This is a genomic window from Comamonas testosteroni (assembly GCF_030505195.1).
Classification (GTDB): Bacteria; Pseudomonadota; Gammaproteobacteria; order Burkholderiales; family Burkholderiaceae_C; genus Comamonas; species Comamonas testosteroni_G.
The window spans coordinates 1,958,269-1,976,925 of record NZ_CP129672.1 but is presented as its reverse complement, the minus strand read 5'-3'; the positions used below and the strand labels follow the sequence as shown (position 1 = coordinate 1,976,925).

The window sequence follows — 18,657 nt, the reverse complement described above, 5'->3', positions numbered from 1 at the left end:
CGCGAACCTGCGCGCTGGTAACAAGGCAAATCCCGTGCCAGCCACCGTGCACTGCATTGGACAGTTGTCGTCGCGGCAGCGGCTCATCCCGGCAGGCGGTTCGGGCATCCGGCTCTTGTTACGATCGGCGACAGAGTTTTACGTGTCTTTGTCTCAGCCCATGCATCCATCTCGCCCCACCCACGCCGTCGGCATCGACCTGGGCACCAGTCACACGGTCGTGGCAAGCGTTGCGCTGGACGGTGCGACAAGCGATATCGCGCTGCTCGATATTCCGCAGCGCACCACGGCTGGCGAGCTTGTGGCCCAGCCTCTGCTGCCTTCGGTGCGTTACCAGGCGGCAAAGGGCGAGCTGGGCGAGGCCTGGCAGCAGCCCTGGCCGCCGCAGGGCGCGGATGAAGCTGCGCCTGCCGTCATAGGCCGCTGGGCGCGAGATCTGGGGGCTGCCGTGCCGGGACGGCTGGTGGCCAGTGCCAAAAGCTGGCTCTCGCATACCGGCGTGGATCGCACGGCCGCCATCCTGCCCTGGGGGGCTGGCGAGGACGTGGCCAAGATATCGCCGCTGGCGGCCTCAAGCTCCTACCTGGCCCATGTGCGAGCAGCATGGGACCAAGCGCATCCCGAAGCGCCGCTGCACCAGCAAAGCGTGGTGCTGACGGTACCTGCTTCATTTGACGAGGGCGCGCGTGCGCTGACGCTGGAGGCCGCGCAGATGGCAGGTCTGCCGCGCGTGCAGCTGCTGGAGGAGCCCAAGGCCGCGTTTCACGACTGGCTGGTGCTGCAGGGTAATGGGCTGGCGGCGCAACTGGCGGACAGCCGGCTGGTGCTGGTGGTGGATGTGGGCGGGGGGACTACCGATCTGACGCTGATCCGAGTGGATGCAGCGCCCGACGGCGGCCTGCCCACGCTGACGCGCACGGCCGTCGGCGAGCACCTGATGCTGGGCGGCGACAACATGGATCTGGCGCTGGCCCATCAGCTTGAGACGGCGTTTGCGGCCAAGGCCGAAGCGCAGGGCCAGAGGCTGTCCCTGCAGCGCTTTGCCCAGCTGGTGCAGCGCTGCCGCACGGCCAAGGAGCAGCTTCTGGCGCAGAACGCGCCCGAGCAGATCGGCATCACCTTGCTGGGCGGCGGCAGCAAGCTGCTGGCGGCAAGCCAGAGCGTCACGCTGACCCGCGAGCAGGTGCGCCAGTCGGTGGTCGACGGCTTTTTGCCGGTCGCGCAGATCAGCGATATGCCCGCCAGGCGGCAGGGCGCGCTGCGCGGCTTTGGTCTGCCCTATCCGGCCGATGCGGCCATCAGCCGTCATCTGGCGCAATTTCTCGGTCAGCATGCAAGCGGGGGGCTGCCCGATACCGTGTTGCTCAACGGCGGCGTGTTCCACGCCCATGCCATGGTGCAGCGTCTGACGGAGCTGCTTGGCCGCTGGCGCGGCAGCCCGGTGCGTGTGCTGCACAATCCGCACCCGGACTGGGCCGTGGCGCGCGGTGCGGCAGCCTACGGGCTGGCACGCCATCAGGCCGAGCTGGCGGTGGCTCAGATTGCTGCGCCCAATCCGCCTGAAGCACCGGCTGGGCAGGCTTCGGAAACGGTCAAACCCGTGGTGCCACACATTGGCGGCGGTTCGGCTCGCAGCTACTGGTTGCTGCTGCCGGGCAAGAAGGGCGAGGCTCCGCAAGGCCTGTGTCTGCTGCCGCGTGGCACGCAAGAGGGCGTGCGCATGGTGCTCTCTGGCCGGCGTTTTGCGCTCAAGCTGGGCCAGGCCGTGCGCTTCAATTTGCTGGCCAACAGCCAGAGCCAAGCGCCCGCGCAGGCCGGCCAGATTGCACCTTTGAGCGGCGATGGCTGGGTGGAGCTGCCGCCGCTGGCCACCGTTCTGCCTGTGCCCGAAGGCCGCTCTGCTGCCCAGGTCGAGGTGCAGCTGCAAGCGTGCATGAGCGAGGTCGGCACGCTGGAAGTGCGCTGCGTCGCCGCGCAGGATGCGGGCCAGTCCTGGTTGCTGCCCTTTGCCGTGCGCGGTGCAGCGGCTTCTGAATCAATAGCTGACAACGCAGATGCGCAAAGCGCTGAAGGCCCCAAACAGTCCAGCTCTTTGGCAGACAGGCTGCCCGAAGCCGTGGCGCTGGTGGATCGCATCTTCGGCACGCAGGCGCAGGAGGTGACGGCTCGGGAAGTGCGCCAGCTGCGCCAGTCGCTCGAAAGAGTCCTCGGCCCGCGCGAGGGCTGGGAGCTGGGCCTGCTGCGTGCCCTGTTCGATGCGCTGCTGGCCCGTGCCAGGCGCCGCCGCCGCACGGCCGACCATGAGCGCGTCTGGTTCAACCTTGCCGGCTGGTGTCTGCGTCCCGGCGTGGGAGCGCAGCTCGATGGCTGGCGCATAGACCAGGTCTGGGCCTTGTATGGCCAGGGACTGGGTCATGCCAAAGAGGCCGCCAACTGGACGGAGTGGTGGGTGTTCTGGCGCCGCGTGGCAGCGGGTCTGAACGAGGCCCGACAGATGGAGCTGCTCGAAGACGTGGCCGGCCATATGCACAAGGCCGTGCAGCAGAACGCGCGCGGTAAATCCAGCCATGGCAGCTATGACGACATGCTGCGCCTGTTCGCGGCCATGGAGGCCGTGCCCTGGCAGTACCGCCAGGAAATGGGGCAGTGGATGCTGCAGCGCCTCAGGCGCGAGGATGAAACCGTGCAGACCTGGTGGGCCATAGGCCGCCTGGCGGCACGCCAATCGCTGGCCGCGAACGCCCATTTGGTGATGCCGCCCGAGGCGGCGCTGGAGTTCCTGAACGCCACACTGGCGCAGGACTGGCGCAAGAACGAAACCGCGATGTTTGCCGCCGTGCAGATGGCCCGCATGACGGGCGACCGCGCGCGTGACCTGCCCGACGAGATACGTGCCCAGGTACTGGAAAAAATGCGTGACTCCGGCGCGCCCCAGCGCTGGATCAGCATGGTCGAGCAGGTGGTGCAGATGGAAGCTGAAGATCACAAGCGCAGTCTGGGCGACAGCCTGCCGCCGGGGCTGGTGCTGCTGTGAAGAGAGCATCCCGCTGCGGCCAGGCTTGGGGGCACGGCATTTGCAGGAGGCTGCCCCTATCAAAGACGATGGCCGAAGCGGGAGTGCGGCTGCAGCCGCCCGGCCAGCGATGCAACAATGGCCTGTTGCATGGAACGGCAGGCCGGCAGGGTGGGCTGGCAGCGTCCATGTCCACGACCACAGAAAGTGATTGCCATGAAGTTTGAAGAAGCTGCGCGCACCGAGATGGCGCGAGACGCTGTTTTTATCTCTGCAAACCAACGCCGCTCGCTGCTGCTGGCGGCGGTGGCTGCCGTGGTGGCGGCTCCTCTGACGCAAGCACTGGCGCAGGCCGGCAACTGGCCTGCCAAGCCGATTACCTTTGTCGTGCCCCAGGCACCGGGCGGTGCCAACGATGTGATTGCGCGTGCCGTGGCCCAGGGGCTGGAGAATTCGCTGGGCCAGCCCGTCATCGTGGAAAACCGCGCCGGTGCCAACGGCAATCTGGGCACGGGCCAGGTGGCGCGCAGCGCGGCCGACGGCTACACCTTTCTGGTCACGGCACAAAGCGCCTACACCAGCAATCCGGCGCTTTATTCCAAGGTGCCGTTCGATCCCATCAAGGATTTCACTGCCGTGATGCAGCTGGCCGTCGCGCCTTATCTGCTGGTGGTGAATCCGAACTTTCCGGCCAGAAATCTGGACGAACTGGTGGCCTATGCCAAGGCGCATCCGGGCAAGGTGGAATACGCTTCTGCCGGCAACGGCACGCTCAACCATCTGCTGGGCGAGATGCTGAAAAAGCAGAAGAACGTGAGCCTGCTGCATGTGCCTTACAAGGGGGCGTCGGCCGCCGCCACCGATGTGGTGGCCGGCCAGTTGCCGGTGACCTTCGGCAGCTTTCCCGGCGTGATGCCATTTGTCAGCAGCGGCAAGCTGCGCGTGCTGGGCGTGGCCTCCGACAGGCCCACGTCGCTGGCGCCCGAGATTCCCGTGCTGGGCAAGGGCCTGGCCGTGACCAGCTGGTACGGCTTGTTTGCACCGGCCGGTACGCCGCAGCCGGTGGTGGACAGGCTTTATCAGGCCGTCAAGACCGTGCTGGACAGGCCCGAGATGGCCGAGCGCCTCAAGACTCTGGGTGCCGAGCGCGTGGAGTCCACGCCGCAAAGCTTCAAGGCCATGCTGCCGGCCGAGCTGGCGTACTGGAAGCAGGTGGTCAAGGACTCCGGCGCGCATATCGACTAAAGGGGACGACAGCTTGTTGATACATCTGGCCGCTACCGGGCCCTTTCGTCGCTCACGGATGGTGTTGAGCCTGCTCATGGTGGCGGTCATCGCCATCGGGCTGGCGTCCCGCCGGGGCTATGTGCCCTTTCCCGCCGTGCTGGGCAACTATCCGGGCGATGCGCTCTGGGCCTGGGTGGTGCTGCTGTGCGTGGCCTGGCTGCGGCCGGCCGTCACGCGCGGCAGGCTCATGGCCTGGTCCCTGCTCATCGCCTTTGCCATCGAGTTCCTGCAGCTCTATCAGGCCCCCTGGATGCAGGCTGTGCGCGCCAACAAGCTGGCCTATCTGGTGCTGGGCAATGGCTTCGATCCCCTGGATCTGCTGGCCTATGTCGTGGGAATCGGTGTGGGCGTTATGGTGGACTGGCTCTGGGAGAGGCGGCAGCGTCGCCTTGCCTGAGATGGCATGAATCGTGCTGATCGTCCATGGCATCAACACGACCACGACTTACGCAAAACGGGTTCAGGCCGGGCGACTGCCTCAAGAGGCAGGCCGTTGTTGCCTTCTTGTTTGCGTAAGTCCTAATGACGACAAGCACTACCCCATGAAAACGCCTCTGCACTATCTGGTGGCCGCAAGGCAAAGCGAGATTGCCGAGCTGGAGCAGATCAGCCGCGCCAGCAGCCTGGTGGCGAGCGTGTCCGAGCTCGTCCATGCGCTGCAAAAAGAGCGCGGTCTCTCGAATATCTTTCTGGTCAGCGGCGGAGCACAGGCGCAGCAGAGCCTGCTCGATCATGGCCGGCATGTGGACCGTGTCATGGAGCGTGTCTGCCTTGCGCTTGAAGAGCTGGGCGCGCGGGCGCCGGGCGCGCATGGCGCTCGCCTGTTCAATGCGATCGCCAATGCGCTGCAAGGCTTTGAAGCCCTGCCGCTGCTGCGCCGTCGGCGCGATGCGCTGCAGCTCAGTGCCGAGGATTGCACGCAGGCGCTGATCCGCATGATTGCGGCCTGCCTGACCGTGGTGTTCGAGGCGGCGGACAGCGCTTGCGATCCCGATATCGCGAAATTGCTGGTGGCGCTGTTTCATTTCATGCAGGGCAAGGAGCTGGCGGGCCAGGAGCGCGCCACGGGGGTCGCGGCGTTTACCGCAGGGGGCGGCAGGTCGGAGCGTCAGCGCCATTGGCTGCATCTGATCGAGTCGCAGGAGCGCTGCTTTCAGGTGTTTGCAGACTTCGCCAGCCCCTCTGGGATGGAGCGCTGGCAGCAGCAATGCGGGGCCTGTCCCGATATGACGGTGATCGAGCGGCTGCGTCGTATGGGCTGCACGGCCGGGGACGGCATGGCGCTGGACCGCAGCCTGAGCTCGCCGTGGTTCGAGGCCTGTTCCAGCCGGCTCGATGCCATGCACCAGATTGAGGCATTTCTGGCCGATGAGCTGCAGGCCCAATGTCTGCGCAAGCTGGAGCAGGCGGGGGCGGCGCTGGGTCAGCAACTGGCGCTGCTGGAGATGCAGCCGCAGCCTGGGACTCGCGCCGAAGCGGCTGCGGCCTTTCTGGGGGCCACGCAGTCAGCTGCCTCCTTGCCTGCAGAGGGGGCGTACGGGTTGCAGCTTGAGAAAAGCATTGTCTTGCTGGTGCAGGAGCAATCCATGCGCCTGCAGGACATGCAGACCGAAATCGACAAGGCACGCGCCACGCTCAAGGAGCGCAAGACCATAGAACGCGCCAAGGGCGTGCTCATGAACTACCGCCAGCTCAGCGAGGGCGATGCCTACAAGCTGATCCGCCAGACGGCCATGAACCAGAACCGGCGCATGCTGGATGTGGCCGAGGCCATTCTGGCCACGGTGGATCTGCTGCCGGGCAGCACCAATTCATAGCGCTTGGCAGCGCTGCGTTTGTTGCGTTGCACCAAATATGGGCCAACACCGGTGGCGCAAAGCCTGCTCCGCCTCTGATCAAGGTCTGGCATGGTTTGTGCATGACTGTTGATGTCAAGCAGACCAAAGGCGGTCGCGCTTAAAGCGTTATTACGAGTGACCTGGGACAACGGCGTCCTTTTCTCCTCACACCCGAGGAGGGAAGGGCGCCTTTTTGTTTTCCGGATCGCCTTCACCACGATTCTTGATGGAGTTTTCTCATGAGCCAGCGCCTTCCTTCGTCTACTGCTCCTGTGCCCGAGCCCGTATCTGCCGGCGGCCGGCGTGAGTTTCTGCGCGTGGCCGGTGCCGCCGCCCTCTATGGCACGCTGGGCCACCATGGCGCCTGGGCCGCAGGCTCCGACGCGCCGGAGAAGAAAGAGGTCAAGATCGGCTTCATCCCGCTGACCGATTGCGCCAGCGTGGTCATGGCCTCGGTGCTGGGATTCGATCAGAAATACGGCGTGAAGATCGTCCCCAGCAAGGAGGCGAGCTGGGCCGGCGTGCGCGACAAGCTGGTCAACGGCGAGCTGGATTTCGCCCATGTGCTCTACGGTCTGGTCTACGGCCTGCACCTGGGCGTGGGCGGCCCCAGGAAGGACATGGCGGTGCTCATGAGCCTGAACAACAACGGCCAGGCGATCACGCTGTCCAAGGCCCTGGCCGACAAGGGCGCGGTCGACGGCGCCAGCCTGGCCAAGGTGATGGCCAGGGAGAAGCGCGAATACACCTTCGCCGGCACCTTCCCCACCGGCACCCATGCCATGTGGATGCATTACTGGCTGGCGGCTGCGGGCATCAACCCGTTATCCGAGGCCAAGCTGATCACCGTGCCGCCGCCCCAGATGGTGGCCAATATGCGTGTGGGCAACATGGATGGCTTCTGCGTGGGCGAACCCTGGAACCATCGCGCCATCATGGACGGCATAGGCATCACCGCCAATACCACGCAGGACATCTGGAAGGATCACCCCGAGAAGGTGCTGGGCACCACGGGCGAGTTCGCGCAGAAGAACCCCAACACCTGCCGCGCCGTGATGATGGCGATTCTGGAGGCCGGCCGCTGGATCGACGCCAGCTTGCAGAACAAGACGAAGATGGCCGAGACCGTGGCCCAGAAGTCCTACATCAACACCAGTGTGGACGCCATCAATCAGCGCATTCTGGGCCGCTACCAGAACGGCCTGGGCAAGACCTGGGACGACCCCAACCACATGAAGTTCTTCAACGACGGGGCCGTGAACTTCCCCTATCTGTCGGACGGCATGTGGTTCCTCACCCAGCACAAGCGCTGGGGTCTGCTCAAGGCTCATCCCGACTATCTGGCCGTGGCCAGGCAGATCAACCGCATCGACCTCTACCAGCAGGCGGCAAGCCAGCTCAAGGTCAGCGTGCCCAAGGATGTACTGCGCACCAGCAAGCTGATCGACGGCGTGGTGTGGGACGGCAAGAACCCTGCCCAGTACGCCGACAGCTTCAAGATCAAGGCCGCCTGAGGCCGCCACCTTAACGGAGAACCATCATGGTCAGTGCCGTCCTTCAATCACCGCTCGAACTCGACCCCCCGCACGATCCGCAGCTGGCAGCCCAGGCGGCCAATGATGCGCTGCTCGAAGCTTCAAAAGAGATAGCTGCTGGCACAGAACTTGTAAAGGCTGAAGTGCAAAAAGATATCAAACCCAAGGCGATAGTCACGGCTGCGGTTGCGGTGGCACCCAGCCGCCTGCGCCAATGGGCTGAGCAGCTATTTGGTCAGGCCCTGCCGCCGCTGCTGGGGCTGGCGCTGCTGGTCGGCCTGTGGTCGCTGGTCTCCAGCACCACCGGCAAGAGCATTCCGACCCCGGCCGAGACCTGGGAGCAGGCCTTGCAGGTGTTCAGCGACCCGTTCTACCGCAACGGACCCAATGACCAGGGCGTGGGCTGGAATGTGCTGTCCTCGCTGCAGCGCGTGGCCCTGGGTTTCGGTCTGGCGGCACTGGTCGGCATCCCTTTGGGTTTCGTGATCGGGCGCTTCAGCTTTCTGTCGCGCATGTTCAACCCGCTGATCAGCCTGCTGCGCCCGGTGTCGCCGCTGGCCTGGCTGCCGATCGGCCTGCTGGTGTTCAAGGGCGCCAATCCGGCAGCCATCTGGACCATCTTCATCTGCTCGATCTGGCCCATGGTCATCAACACCGCCGTGGGCGTGCAGCGTGTGCCCCAGGACTATATGAATGTGGCGCGCGTGCTCAATCTGTCGGAGTGGAAGATCGCCACCACCATTCTGTTTCCGGCGGTGCTGCCCTATATGCTGACCGGCGTGCGCCTGGCCGTGGGCACGGCCTGGCTGGTGATCGTGGCCGCCGAGATGCTGACGGGCGGCGTGGGCATAGGTTTCTGGGTCTGGGACGAGTGGAACAACCTCAACGTCAAGAACATCATCATCGCCATCTTCGTGATCGGCATCGTGGGCCTGGTGCTGGAGTGGGCTCTGGTCAAGCTGGCTTCGGCCTTTACGTTTGAAGAGGTCAAGACTTAACCCACCCCTGAGCCGCGCCCTCGGGCGCGTCACCCCCTCAAGGGGGCACCACCGGTGGCCCGGCACAGCCGGCGCCACGGAGGCCTCGGAAAAAAGCAAGGAGTACCTCATGCATACATCTCTCAGCACCAAGTACATCGAGATCCACGGGGTGGAGCAGACCTTCAAGACCGCCAAGGGCCTGTTTCCCGCACTGCGCGACATCAACCTGAACATTGCCAAGGGCGAGTTCGTCAGTCTCATCGGGCACTCGGGCTGCGGCAAGTCGACGCTGCTCAATCTGATTGCCGGCCTGACCATTCCCTCGGGCGGTGCATTGCTGTGCGCCAACAAGGAAATCAAGGGCCCCGGCCCCGAGCGTGCGGTGGTCTTCCAGAATCATTCGCTGCTGCCCTGGCTGAGCTGCTGGGGCAATGTGCACCTGGCCGTGGAGCGAGTCTTCGGCAAGCGCGAAAGCAAGGCACAGCTGGCGCAGCGCACCGATGCGGCGCTGGCCATGGTGGGCCTCAGCCATGCGGCGCAAAAGCGCCCTGGCGAAATCTCGGGCGGCATGAAGCAGCGCGTGGGCATTGCGCGCGCGCTGTCGATGGAGCCGCAGGTGCTGCTCATGGACGAGCCCTTCGGCGCTCTCGACGCCCTGACGCGTGCCAAGCTGCAGGACGAGTTGCTGGAGATCGTGGCTCGCACCCACAGCACCGTGGTCATGGTCACGCACGATGTGGACGAGGCCGTGCTGCTGTCCGACAAGATCGTGATGATGACCAACGGGCCGGCAGCCACGATCGGCGAGGTGCTGCATGTGGCATTGCCGCGCCCGCGCAGCCGGGTTGAACTGGCTGAAGATGCCCGTTATCAAAGCTACCGCAAGGCGGTGATCGACTTTCTCTACACGCGCCAGGGTCACGTGGAAAAAGCGGCCTGAGCCTTTTTGATTTCAAGCTGCATGGCGCCTCAGGGCGCCATGTTTGTCTTGCACAGCAATAAAGCGGCCATGCACAAAAGCAGTGCATGCCGCAGGATGGAATAGTCTTTGCAGGCTGAGAAAAGCTGGCACAGCAATTGCGTGTTGTTCAGCGTGGCCAAGGTGGGTCACCGGGGGATGGTGCAAGGCTGGACCAGAACCCACAGACAAAGACGTCTACGCGTTCATGCAAGTCATGAAGCGCGCAGACGTCTTTTTTTTGGCTTTGCAAATGCCCACGGGGACTCAGATGAAAAAATCCAAACTGGTCATGATTGGTAACGGAATGGCAGGCGTGCGCGCGCTGGAAGAGTTGCTGGCCATTGCCCCCGATCTGTACGACATCACGGTCTTCGGCGCCGAGCCGCATCCCAACTACAACCGCATTCTGCTGTCGCCCGTGCTCGCCGGCGAGCAGACGCTCGGCGATATCGTGCTCAACGACTGGTCCTGGTACCAGGACCACCATATCTTGCTGCACGCCGGCTATACCGTGACGGCCGTCGACCGGGCCCGGCGCACGGTGCATGCGGTCAATGCCCTGGGCGAGAGTGCCAGCGCCGAGTACGACCGCCTGATCATGGCGACGGGCTCCAAGCCCTTCATCCTGCCCATCCCGGGCAAGGACCTGGAGGGCGTGCTGGCCTACCGCGACATTGCCGACACCGAGGCCATGATCGAAGCGGCAAAGACACTCAAGCATGCGGTGGTGATCGGCGGTGGCCTGCTGGGACTGGAGGCGGCCAACGGCCTCATGAAGCGAGGCATGCAGGTCACCGTGGTGCATGTCGGCGACTGGCTGATGGAGCGCCAGCTCGACGATCAGGCGGGCCGCATGCTGCAGAAGTCGCTGGCCGAGCGCGGCATGCAGTTCCGCATGCAGGCGCAGACGCAGGAGCTGCTGGGCGACGAGGACGCCGGGCGCAGTGGCCGCGTGCGCGCCGTGCGTTTCAAGGACGGCAGCGAGATCCCGGCCGAGTTGGTGGTGATGGCCGTGGGCATCCGGCCCAGCACCGAGCTGGCCGAGTCCATGCATCTGCATGTGAGCCGCGGTATCGTGGTCAGCGATACGCTGCAGACCGTGACCGATCCGCGTATCTATGCCGTGGGCGAATGCGCGGCACACCGAGGCATTGCCTACGGACTGGTGGCGCCCCTGTTCGAGCAGGGCAAGGTGCTGGCCAACCATCTGGCCGAGTTCGGCATCGGCCGCTACCTGGGTTCGCTGACCTCGACCAAGCTCAAGGTCACGGGCATCGATCTGTTCTCTGCAGGCGATTTCCAGGGCGGCGGCGACACCGAGGAAATTCTCATGAGCGACCCCTATGCGGGGGTCTACAAAAAGCTGGTCATCAAGGACGACAAGCTGGTCGGTGCCTGCCTCTACGGCGACACGGTGGACGGCAGCTGGTACTTCAAGCTGCTGCGCGAGGGCCGCAGCGTGGCCGATATCCGCGACAAGCTGATGTTTGGCGAATCCAATCTCGGCGACACCGGCCACCAGGGGCAGAGCAAGGCTGTGGCCATGGCCGACGGCGACGAGGTCTGCGGCTGCAACGGCGTGACCAAGGGCGCGATCTGCAAGGCCATCAAGGACAAGGGCCTGTTCACGCTCGACGATGTGCGCAAGCACACCAAGGCCAGTGCCAGCTGCGGCTCCTGCACGGGACTGGTGGAGCAGATCATCATGTTCACGGCCGGCGGCGACTACTCGGCAGCTCCCAAGACCAAGGCCATGTGCGGCTGCACCGATCACGGCCACCAGGCCGTGCGCGATGCGATTGCCGAGCACAAGCTGCTGAGCACGGATGCCGTGTTCCGCTTCATGGAGTGGCGCACGCCCAATGGCTGTGCCTCCTGCCGTCCGGCCGTCAACTACTATCTTGTAAGCACCTGGCCCAAGGAGGCCAGGGACGACCCGCAAAGCCGCTTCATCAACGAGCGCAGCCACGCCAATATCCAGAAGGACGGCAGCTACAGCGTGATTCCGCGCATGTGGGGCGGCGAGACCACGGCCTCCGAGCTGCGCCGCATTGCCGATGTGGTGGACAAATACCAGATCCCCACCGTGAAGGTCACGGGCGGCCAGCGCATCGATCTGCTGGGCGTGAAGAAGGAGGATCTGCAGGCCGTCTGGAACGATATCGGCATGCCCTGCGGCCATGCCTATGCCAAGGCGCTGCGCACGGTCAAGACCTGTGTGGGCAGCGAATGGTGCCGCATGGGCACGCAGGACAGCACCCAGATGGGCAAGGACCTGGAGCGCGCCATGTGGCGCATGTACGCCCCGCACAAGGTGAAGTTCGCCGTCAGCGGCTGCCCGCGCAACTGCGCGGAGTCCGGCATCAAGGATGTGGGAATCATCGGCGTGGACTCGGGCTGGGAGATGTATGTGGGCGGCAACGGCGGCATCAAGACCGAGGTGGCGCACTTCTTCACCAAGCTCAAGACCGCCGAAGAGGTGATGGAGTACACGGGCGCCTTCATGCAGCTGTACCGCCTGGAAGGCTGGTATCTGGAGCGCACGGTGCACTACATCAATCGCGTGGGTCTGGACTATGTCAAGCGACGCATTCTCGACGATGCCGAGGGCCGCAGGGCGCTGTGGGAGCAGCTGCAGTTTGCACTGGACGGCGAGCCCGATCCCTGGTTCGAGGCCGACAAGGCGTCCGTGGATGTGCGGCAGTTCCAGGCTTTGCCCGCTGGTGTGTCAGTTATTGCCTGAAACCGAGAACCTCTTTCAATTTTTCAGCAGTTTACGAACCTGGCGCGGCATAGCCAAGGGACGGCGAGCAAGGGCCTGGGCGGCCCTGCCGCTCCGTAGTGAGGCCGTCGTCCCCCTCCCGCGAAGCGAGAGAGGGGGAAGCCGCAAAGCGGCTCAGGGGGAGCTTAGGAGATGCAAATGAGCGCATGGATTTCTATCTGCACGATGGACGACATCCCCGTGCTGGGAGCACGCCGCGTGGCGCGTGCGCAAGGGCTGGATGTGGCCGTATTCCGCAATGCCGACAACGAGGTGTTTGCGCTGCTGGACCGCTGCCCGCACAAGGGCGGGCCGCTGTCGCAAGGCATTGTGTTCGGGCGCAGCGTGGCCTGCCCGCTGCACAACTGGACGATTGCGCTGAGCAGCGGCGAAGCGGCAGCGCCCGATGAAGGCTGCACGCCTTATTTCAGCGTGCGTGTGCAGGACGGCGAAGTGCAGCTGCGCGCCGACGAGCTGGCCAACCGCGCCCTGGAACAGACCCGCCCGCATGCCGGTCCTGCGCATTGCGCCGCCATGTCCGGCTGTGCTGCCGCCTAGCGTCTTGATGGGTATGAATTGAGTAGCAGCATGCGCCTGATAGTCGCGCGCTGCGGTGCAATTTCACTGAAAGTCTGCCATGCATGAGACCCGATCCACTTGTCCCTGCTGCGGCGTGGGCTGCGGACTCGCCTTCGGCGGTCCGCGTTGCTGTGAGCATGAACGCCGCTGCATCTGTCTGGGGACGCCATGAACGAAACCAGGTCCACTTGCCCCTATTGCGGTGTCGGCTGCGGCGTGGTCATCGAGTCCGATGGCCTGCAGATTACCGGCGTGCGTGGCGATCCCGAGCATCCTGCCAACTTGGGCCGTCTGTGCACCAAGGGCAGCACCCTGCATCTGACGGCCGCGCCGGCCTATGCGCAGCAGGCCCGTTTGCTGCAGCCCATGCGCAGGCTGGAGCGGACATCCGCACCACAGGCCGCGAGCTGGGATCAGGCCCTTGATGAACTGGCTGCGCGTATCGCCGGCATTCGCGCCGCACATGGGCCCGATGCGCTGGGGTTCTATCTCAGCGGGCAACTGCTGACCGAGGACTACTACGTCTTCAACAAGCTGGTCAAAGGCCTGCTGGGCACCAACAATCTCGACACCAATTCGCGCCTGTGCATGAGCAGCGCCGTGGCTGGCTACAAGGCCACGCTGGGCGCCGATGCGCCACCGGCCTGCTACGAGGACATAGACCTGGCCGGCTGCATGTTCATCACGGGCAGCAATATGGCCTGGGCGCATCCGATTCTGTTCAGGCGTGTGGAAGAGGCCAGGGCGGGCAACCCGCAGCTCAGGATCATCGTGGCCGACCCGCGCCGTACCGAAACCGCAGAGCTGGCCGATCTCTATCTGCCGCTGCAGCCGGGCAGCGATGTGATGCTGTTTCACGGCCTGCTGCACATCATGCTGTGGGAGGGATGGACGGACAGCACCTTCATCGCGGAGCACACCAGCGGCTTTGCAGCGCTCAAGGAGCTGGTGCGCGAAGCCACGCCCGAGAAGGTCGCTGCCATCTGCGGCCTGCCCGTGGCGGACCTGTACCGGGCGGCGCGCTGGATGGCACTGGGCGGTGCCCAGGAGCCGACGGGCGCGCGTCGTCCCACGCTCAGCCTGTACTGCCAGGGCCTGAACCAAAGCCGCAGCGGCACGGCCAATAATGCGGCGCTGATCAATCTGCATCTGGCGACGGGCCAGATCGGCAGGCCCGGCGCCGGGCCTCTGTCGCTGACGGGCCAGCCCAATGCCATGGGCGGGCGCGAGGTGGGCGGGCTGTCCAATCTGCTGAGCGCGCATCGTGATCTGGCCAAGCCGGAGCATCGGGCCGAAGTGGCGCGGCTATGGGGGGTGGAGTCGATTCCGGCGCAGCCCGGAAAGTCCGCGCTGGAGATGTTCGAGGCCGCTGCCGACGGCCAGATCAAGGCCTTGTGGATTGCCTGCACCAATCCCGCGCAAAGCATGCCCGAACAGGCCATGGTGCGCAGGGCGCTGGAGCGCGCCGAGCTGGTGGTGGTGCAGGAGGCTTTTGCCGCGACCGAGACCACGGCCTATGCCGACTGGTTGCTGCCGGCCTCCACCTGGGGCGAGAAGCTGGGCACGGTCACCAACAGCGAGCGGCGCATCTCGCGGGTGCGCGCCGCCGTGGTCGCACCGGGGGCGGCGCGCCATGACTGGCAGATAGGCGTGCAGCTGGCGCGGCGTCTGGAAGAGCATCTGCGGCCCTCGCTGCCAAGCTTGTTTCCCTATGACACGGCGAATGCCGATGCAGGTGCGGAAGCCATCTGGAACGAGCATCGCGAGTCCACACGCGGGCGAGATCTGGATATCACGGGTCTGAGCTGGGCGGTGCTGGAGGTCAAGGGGCCCCAGCAGTGGCCCATGCCTCAAGGCGCCGGCCAGGGCCGGCAGCGTCTGTATGGCGATGCGGTGTTTGCGACCGAGGACGGGCGTGCACGCTTTGATGCGCAGCCCTGGCAGACGGTGGCCGTGCCGCGCGATGCGCGGCATCCGTTCAGTCTCAACACCGGCCGCCTGCGCGATCAATGGCATGGCATGACGCGCACCGGCCAGTTGGGGCGCCTGTTCGCCCATGTCAGCGAACCGCAGCTGCAGGTCAGTCCCCAGGATATGCAGCGGCTGCAGCTGCAGGAGGGCGACCTGGTCCACCTGTCCAACCGCTATGGCGCCATCGTGCTGCCCGTGCAGGAGGAAGGGGGGCTGCAGCCCGCACAGCTGTATCTGCCCATGCACTGGGGCAGCATGTATCTGAGCGGTCTGGGCTCCAAGGGGCAGCGGCTTGCGGGCGTCAACGCCTTGACCACGCCCGAGCGCTGCCCGCGCTCCAAGCAGCCCGAGCTCAAGCATGTGGCCGTGAGGCTGCTCAAGGCCGAGCTGCCCTGGACCTGTCTGGGCATGGCCTGGCTGGATGAGCAGCAGGTGCAGTCGGTTCGCCAGGCTTTGACCGAACTGATGGCTGAGTTCGACTTCGCCAGCTGTGTGCTGTTCGGGCGCGCCGTGCCGCTGGAAAAAGCGGATCAGGGCCGCACCGGCGTGCAGTTCCGCGCGGCGGCCTATGCGCAGCCCAGTGCCCAGGTGCTGGCGCGGCTGCATGGCCTGCTGCAGCTCGATGGCCCGCAGGCCATGCGCTATGCCGACGCGCGCCGCCAATGCAGCCGGGCCATCGCGATAGGCCGGCAGACCGAGGAGCCCAGGCTCGATGCCTTTTTGCTCTGCGGTGATGCCAGTGCCGGCCGCTGGCTGGGGCCGGTACTGCGTGACGAGCAATCGGTGCAAAGCTATGGGCGTCTGCTGCTGTCCTCGGGGGCCAGGCCGCCCGCCGCCATGCCGGCCCGGTCGCCACAGATCTGTGCCTGCATGAATGTGGATGAGGCCAGCATCAGCTCGACGCTGGCCACGTGCGAGGGCAGCGCCGACGAGCGACTCGCCCAGCTCAAGTCCTGCCTGGGTTGCGGCACGCGCTGCGGCTCCTGCATTCCCAGGATCAAACAACTGGTGCATGCGACGCCTGCGCCGCAGTCGGCAGCCCTGCCGGTTGCTGCCTAGATTCCGATGTCCGGCAATGCATATGAAAGGCCAGCCATGACAAACAGCCATGCCACTTCCCTGTCGCCCGTGGGCCGTTGCTATCTGGTCGGTGCCGGCCCCGGCGATCCGGAGCTGCTCACGCTCAAGGCGCTGAGACTGATCCAGTCCGCCACGCTGCTGCTGGCCGACGACCTGGTGTCGGCCGACATCGTGAAGCTCGCCAGCGCAGGCGCCCGCGTCGTTCACGTGGGCAAGCGCGGCGGGCGCGAAAGCACCTCGCAGGAATTCATCGAAAAGCTCATGATCATGGCGGCCCGCCAGGGCGAGCTGGTGGTGCGCCTCAAGGGGGGCGATCCCTTCATCTTCGGCCGGGGCGGCGAAGAGGTCGAGCATTTGCGCATGGCGGGCATAGCCGTCGAAGTGGTCAACGGCATCACCGCCGGGCTGGCAGCCGCCACCAGCCTGGGCGTTCCGCTGACCCATCGCGACCATGCCCATGGCGTGGTGTTCATCACCGGCCACGCCAAGCCAGGCAGTGCCGGTCATGACTGGCAGCTGCTGGCCGGCACGGCGCGGATGCTGGGGCTGACGCTGGTGATCTACATGGGCGTTGCCACGGCCGCCGTCATCCAGCAGCAACTGCTGGCCGGCGGACTGCCGGCCTCGACGCAGGTGGCGCTGGTCCAGAACGCCAGCCTGCCTGCACAGCAGCAGATACTGACCGATCTGGGGCAGATGACGCAGGCGCTGGCAGCCAGCGGACTGGGTAGCCCCTGCGTGTTCGTGGTGGGCGAGGTGGTCGGCCTGGCCGCATCGTCGGCAGCCGGCCTTGACGGCATGCTTGAGCAGGTGCAGTTGCGCCGCGCCGTGGGTGCGTAAAGCCCGATTGCTGACAGCTGTCTCCCTTTTGTCTGAGTGCCGAGCCTGCATGACTAGAATTTGTCCGGCAACCCCTGAACATTTGTCACACCCGGCCGCGCCAGTCTGCAGGGGGATAGCGGCGGCCGACACCTATGAGTCATGCGATGAGCACTGCATATCCTGATACCCAGCTTTTGATCGACGGTCAGTGGCAGGACGCTGCCAGCGGCAAGAAAATTGATGTGCGCAACCCGGCCACGGGTGAGGTGATTGGCCGCGTGGCCCATGCCGATATTGCCGACCTGGACCGCGCCCTGGCGGCGGCCGACAAGGGCTTTCAGGTCTGGCGCAAGGTGTCTGCCCATGAGCGCGGCGCCATCATGCGCCGTGCCGCGGCCTTGCTGAAGGAACGCGCCGACGAGATCGCCGCGCTGCTGACGCAGGAGCAGGGCAAGCCGCTGGCCGAGGCCAAGGTGGAAATCATTGCCGGCGCCGGCATCATCGAATGGTTTGCCGACGAGGCTCTGCGTGTCTATGGCCGTATCGTGCCTTCGCGTCGCCCCGAGCAGCAGCAGCTGGTGATCAAGGAGCCTGTGGGCCCGGTCGCCGCCTTCACGCCCTGGAACTTCCCCGTCAACCAGATCGTGCGCAAGATCGGTGCGGCCCTGGCTTCGGGCTGCTCCTTCCTGGTCAAGGCGCCCGAGGAAACTCCGGCTTCCCCCGCCGCCCTGCTCAAGTGTTTCGTCGATGCCGGCATTCCAGCCGGTGTCGTGGGCCTGGTCTATGGCAACCCCGCGCAGATATCCGAATATCTGATTGCCCACCCGGTGATCCGCAAGGTGACCTTCACGGGCTCTACGGCCGTGGGCAAGCAACTGGCAGCGCTGGCCGGCCTGCACATGAAGCGCTCCACCATGGAGCTCGGCGGTCATGCCCCCGTGATCGTGGCCGAGGATGCCGACGTGCAACTGGCCGTCAAGGCCGCAGGCGCGGCCAAGTTCCGCAACGCGGGCCAGGTCTGCATCTCGCCCACGCGCTTTCTGGTGCACAACAGCGTGCGCGAGGAGTTCACGCGCGCGATGGTCGCCCATGCCCAGGCATTGAAGGTCGGCAACGGCCTGGAGCAGGGCACGCAGATGGGGCCGCTGGCCAATCCGCGTCGCGTGACCGCGCTGACCCAGCTGATCCAGAACGCCGAGCAAAGCGGCGCCAAGCTGATGACGGGCGGCGAATCCTTTGGTGCTGCGGGCAACTTCTTTGCGCCCACGGTGCTGGCCGACGTGCCCTTGACGGCCGATATCTTCAACCAGGAGCCCTTCGGCCCCGTGGCGGCGATTCGCGGCTTCGACAAGATCGAGGATGCCATTCAGGAGGCCAATCGCCTCTTCTATGGCCTGGCGGCCTATGCCTTCACGCGCTCGCTCAAGACGACGCACCAGCTGTCGCAGGATGTGGAAGCCGGCATGCTGTGGATCAACCAGCCTGCCCTGCCATCGGCCGAGCTGCCCTTTGGCGGCATCAAGGATTCGGGCTACGGCTCCGAAGGCGGCCCGGAAGCGCTGGAGGCCTATCTGGTGGCCAAGGCCGTGGCAATCAGCTGCGTTTGAATCTGCAAGGCATCTGATGCAAGGCCACCCTCGGGTGGCCTTTTTCATGGGACGTGTATGCCGTGCGGCTTATGGGGACTGTTTGTCGATCGTTATTCCAAAAATGAATAGCGGTGGCTAGAATCGACGGTTTTTTACATTCGACAACAAATTCCAGCCCGCGCCATGTCATTGCACTCCACGGTTTCCTCTCTCCATCCTCCGAGTTTTGTTCTTCGCCGCA

General features: G+C 65.2%; 12 protein-coding genes. All 12 read left to right on the top strand.

The annotated features are described in order from the left end of the window. Positions 1 to 160: 160 nt before the first annotated feature. The 12 genes from QYQ99_RS09095 to QYQ99_RS09040 all read left to right on the top strand — a co-directional run bounded on the left by QYQ99_RS09095 (position 161) and on the right by QYQ99_RS09040 (position 18,434). Positions 161 to 3,034 carry an Hsp70 family protein gene (locus tag QYQ99_RS09095; RefSeq protein WP_302093145.1) on the top strand — a complete coding sequence of 958 codons (2,874 nt, stop codon included), beginning with the start codon at positions 161 to 163 and terminating at the stop codon, positions 3,032 to 3,034. Positions 3,035 to 3,229: 195 nt separating this feature from the next. Beyond that, entirely contained in the window at positions 3,230 to 4,258 is a 1,029-nt protein-coding gene (locus tag QYQ99_RS09090) for a Bug family tripartite tricarboxylate transporter substrate binding protein (protein WP_302092341.1), read from the top strand. Positions 4,259 to 4,271: 13 nt separating this feature from the next. Next, positions 4,272 to 4,697, top strand: a complete 426-nt coding sequence (locus QYQ99_RS09085; RefSeq protein ID WP_302092340.1) for a DUF2809 domain-containing protein — start codon at positions 4,272 to 4,274, stop codon at positions 4,695 to 4,697. A gap of 145 nt (positions 4,698 to 4,842) precedes the next feature. After that, entirely contained in the window at positions 4,843 to 6,117 is a 1,275-nt protein-coding gene (locus QYQ99_RS09080) for a nitrate regulatory protein (RefSeq protein WP_302092339.1), read from the top strand. A gap of 260 nt (positions 6,118 to 6,377) precedes the next feature. Beyond that, positions 6,378 to 7,652 (top strand): CmpA/NrtA family ABC transporter substrate-binding protein, encoded by a 1,275-nt coding sequence (locus QYQ99_RS09075; RefSeq protein WP_302092338.1) that lies wholly within the window; start codon positions 6,378 to 6,380, stop codon positions 7,650 to 7,652. A 26-nt stretch (positions 7,653 to 7,678) separates the two neighbouring features. Next, on the top strand, positions 7,679 to 8,671 hold the full coding sequence (gene ntrB / locus QYQ99_RS09070; RefSeq protein WP_302092337.1) for a nitrate ABC transporter permease: 993 nt from the start codon (positions 7,679 to 7,681) through the stop codon (positions 8,669 to 8,671). A 109-nt stretch (positions 8,672 to 8,780) separates the two neighbouring features. After that, a complete protein-coding gene (locus tag QYQ99_RS09065) occupies positions 8,781 to 9,593 on the top strand; it encodes an ABC transporter ATP-binding protein (RefSeq protein ID WP_302092336.1) in 813 nt (270 codons plus the stop codon). Between the two features lie 289 nt (positions 9,594 to 9,882). Then, a complete protein-coding gene (gene nirB, locus QYQ99_RS09060) occupies positions 9,883 to 12,357 on the top strand; it encodes a nitrite reductase large subunit NirB (RefSeq protein WP_302092335.1) in 2,475 nt (824 codons plus the stop codon). 177 nt (positions 12,358 to 12,534) lie between these two features. Then, positions 12,535 to 12,933, top strand: coding sequence for a nitrite reductase small subunit NirD (gene nirD / locus QYQ99_RS09055; protein WP_302092334.1), 399 nt, complete (start codon positions 12,535 to 12,537; stop codon positions 12,931 to 12,933). A gap of 189 nt (positions 12,934 to 13,122) precedes the next feature. Continuing rightward, positions 13,123 to 15,984, top strand: a complete 2,862-nt coding sequence (locus QYQ99_RS09050; RefSeq protein ID WP_302092333.1) for a nitrate reductase — start codon at positions 13,123 to 13,125, stop codon at positions 15,982 to 15,984. A gap of 36 nt (positions 15,985 to 16,020) precedes the next feature. Then, positions 16,021 to 16,845 (top strand): uroporphyrinogen-III C-methyltransferase, encoded by an 825-nt coding sequence (gene cobA / locus QYQ99_RS09045; RefSeq protein ID WP_302092332.1) that lies wholly within the window; start codon positions 16,021 to 16,023, stop codon positions 16,843 to 16,845. Between the two features lie 146 nt (positions 16,846 to 16,991). After that, the gene (locus QYQ99_RS09040) at positions 16,992 to 18,434 is read left to right on the top strand and encodes an NAD-dependent succinate-semialdehyde dehydrogenase (protein WP_302092331.1); all 1,443 of its coding nucleotides are present in this window, start codon (positions 16,992 to 16,994) and stop codon (positions 18,432 to 18,434) included. The last annotated feature ends 223 nt before the right edge of the window (positions 18,435 to 18,657 follow it).

What these genes read in the sequence shown, in the direction of transcription:
- nirB (WP_302092335.1), top strand. Translation starts at nt 9,883, where the DNA reads ATGAAAAAATCCAAACTGGTCATGATTGGTAACGGAATGGCAGGCGTG.
- cobA (WP_302092332.1), top strand. Translation starts at nt 16,021, where the DNA reads ATGACAAACAGCCATGCCACTTCCCTGTCGCCCGTGGGCCGTTGCTAT.
- nirD (WP_302092334.1), top strand. Translation starts at nt 12,535, where the DNA reads ATGAGCGCATGGATTTCTATCTGCACGATGGACGACATCCCCGTGCTG.
- QYQ99_RS09080 (WP_302092339.1), top strand. Translation starts at nt 4,843, where the DNA reads ATGAAAACGCCTCTGCACTATCTGGTGGCCGCAAGGCAAAGCGAGATT.
- QYQ99_RS09040 (WP_302092331.1), top strand. Translation starts at nt 16,992, where the DNA reads ATGAGCACTGCATATCCTGATACCCAGCTTTTGATCGACGGTCAGTGG.
- QYQ99_RS09065 (WP_302092336.1), top strand. Translation starts at nt 8,781, where the DNA reads ATGCATACATCTCTCAGCACCAAGTACATCGAGATCCACGGGGTGGAG.
- QYQ99_RS09075 (WP_302092338.1), top strand. Translation starts at nt 6,378, where the DNA reads ATGAGCCAGCGCCTTCCTTCGTCTACTGCTCCTGTGCCCGAGCCCGTA.
- QYQ99_RS09095 (WP_302093145.1), top strand. Translation starts at nt 161, where the DNA reads ATGCATCCATCTCGCCCCACCCACGCCGTCGGCATCGACCTGGGCACC.
- QYQ99_RS09090 (WP_302092341.1), top strand. Translation starts at nt 3,230, where the DNA reads ATGAAGTTTGAAGAAGCTGCGCGCACCGAGATGGCGCGAGACGCTGTT.
- QYQ99_RS09050 (WP_302092333.1), top strand. Translation starts at nt 13,123, where the DNA reads ATGAACGAAACCAGGTCCACTTGCCCCTATTGCGGTGTCGGCTGCGGC.
- ntrB (WP_302092337.1), top strand. Translation starts at nt 7,679, where the DNA reads ATGGTCAGTGCCGTCCTTCAATCACCGCTCGAACTCGACCCCCCGCAC.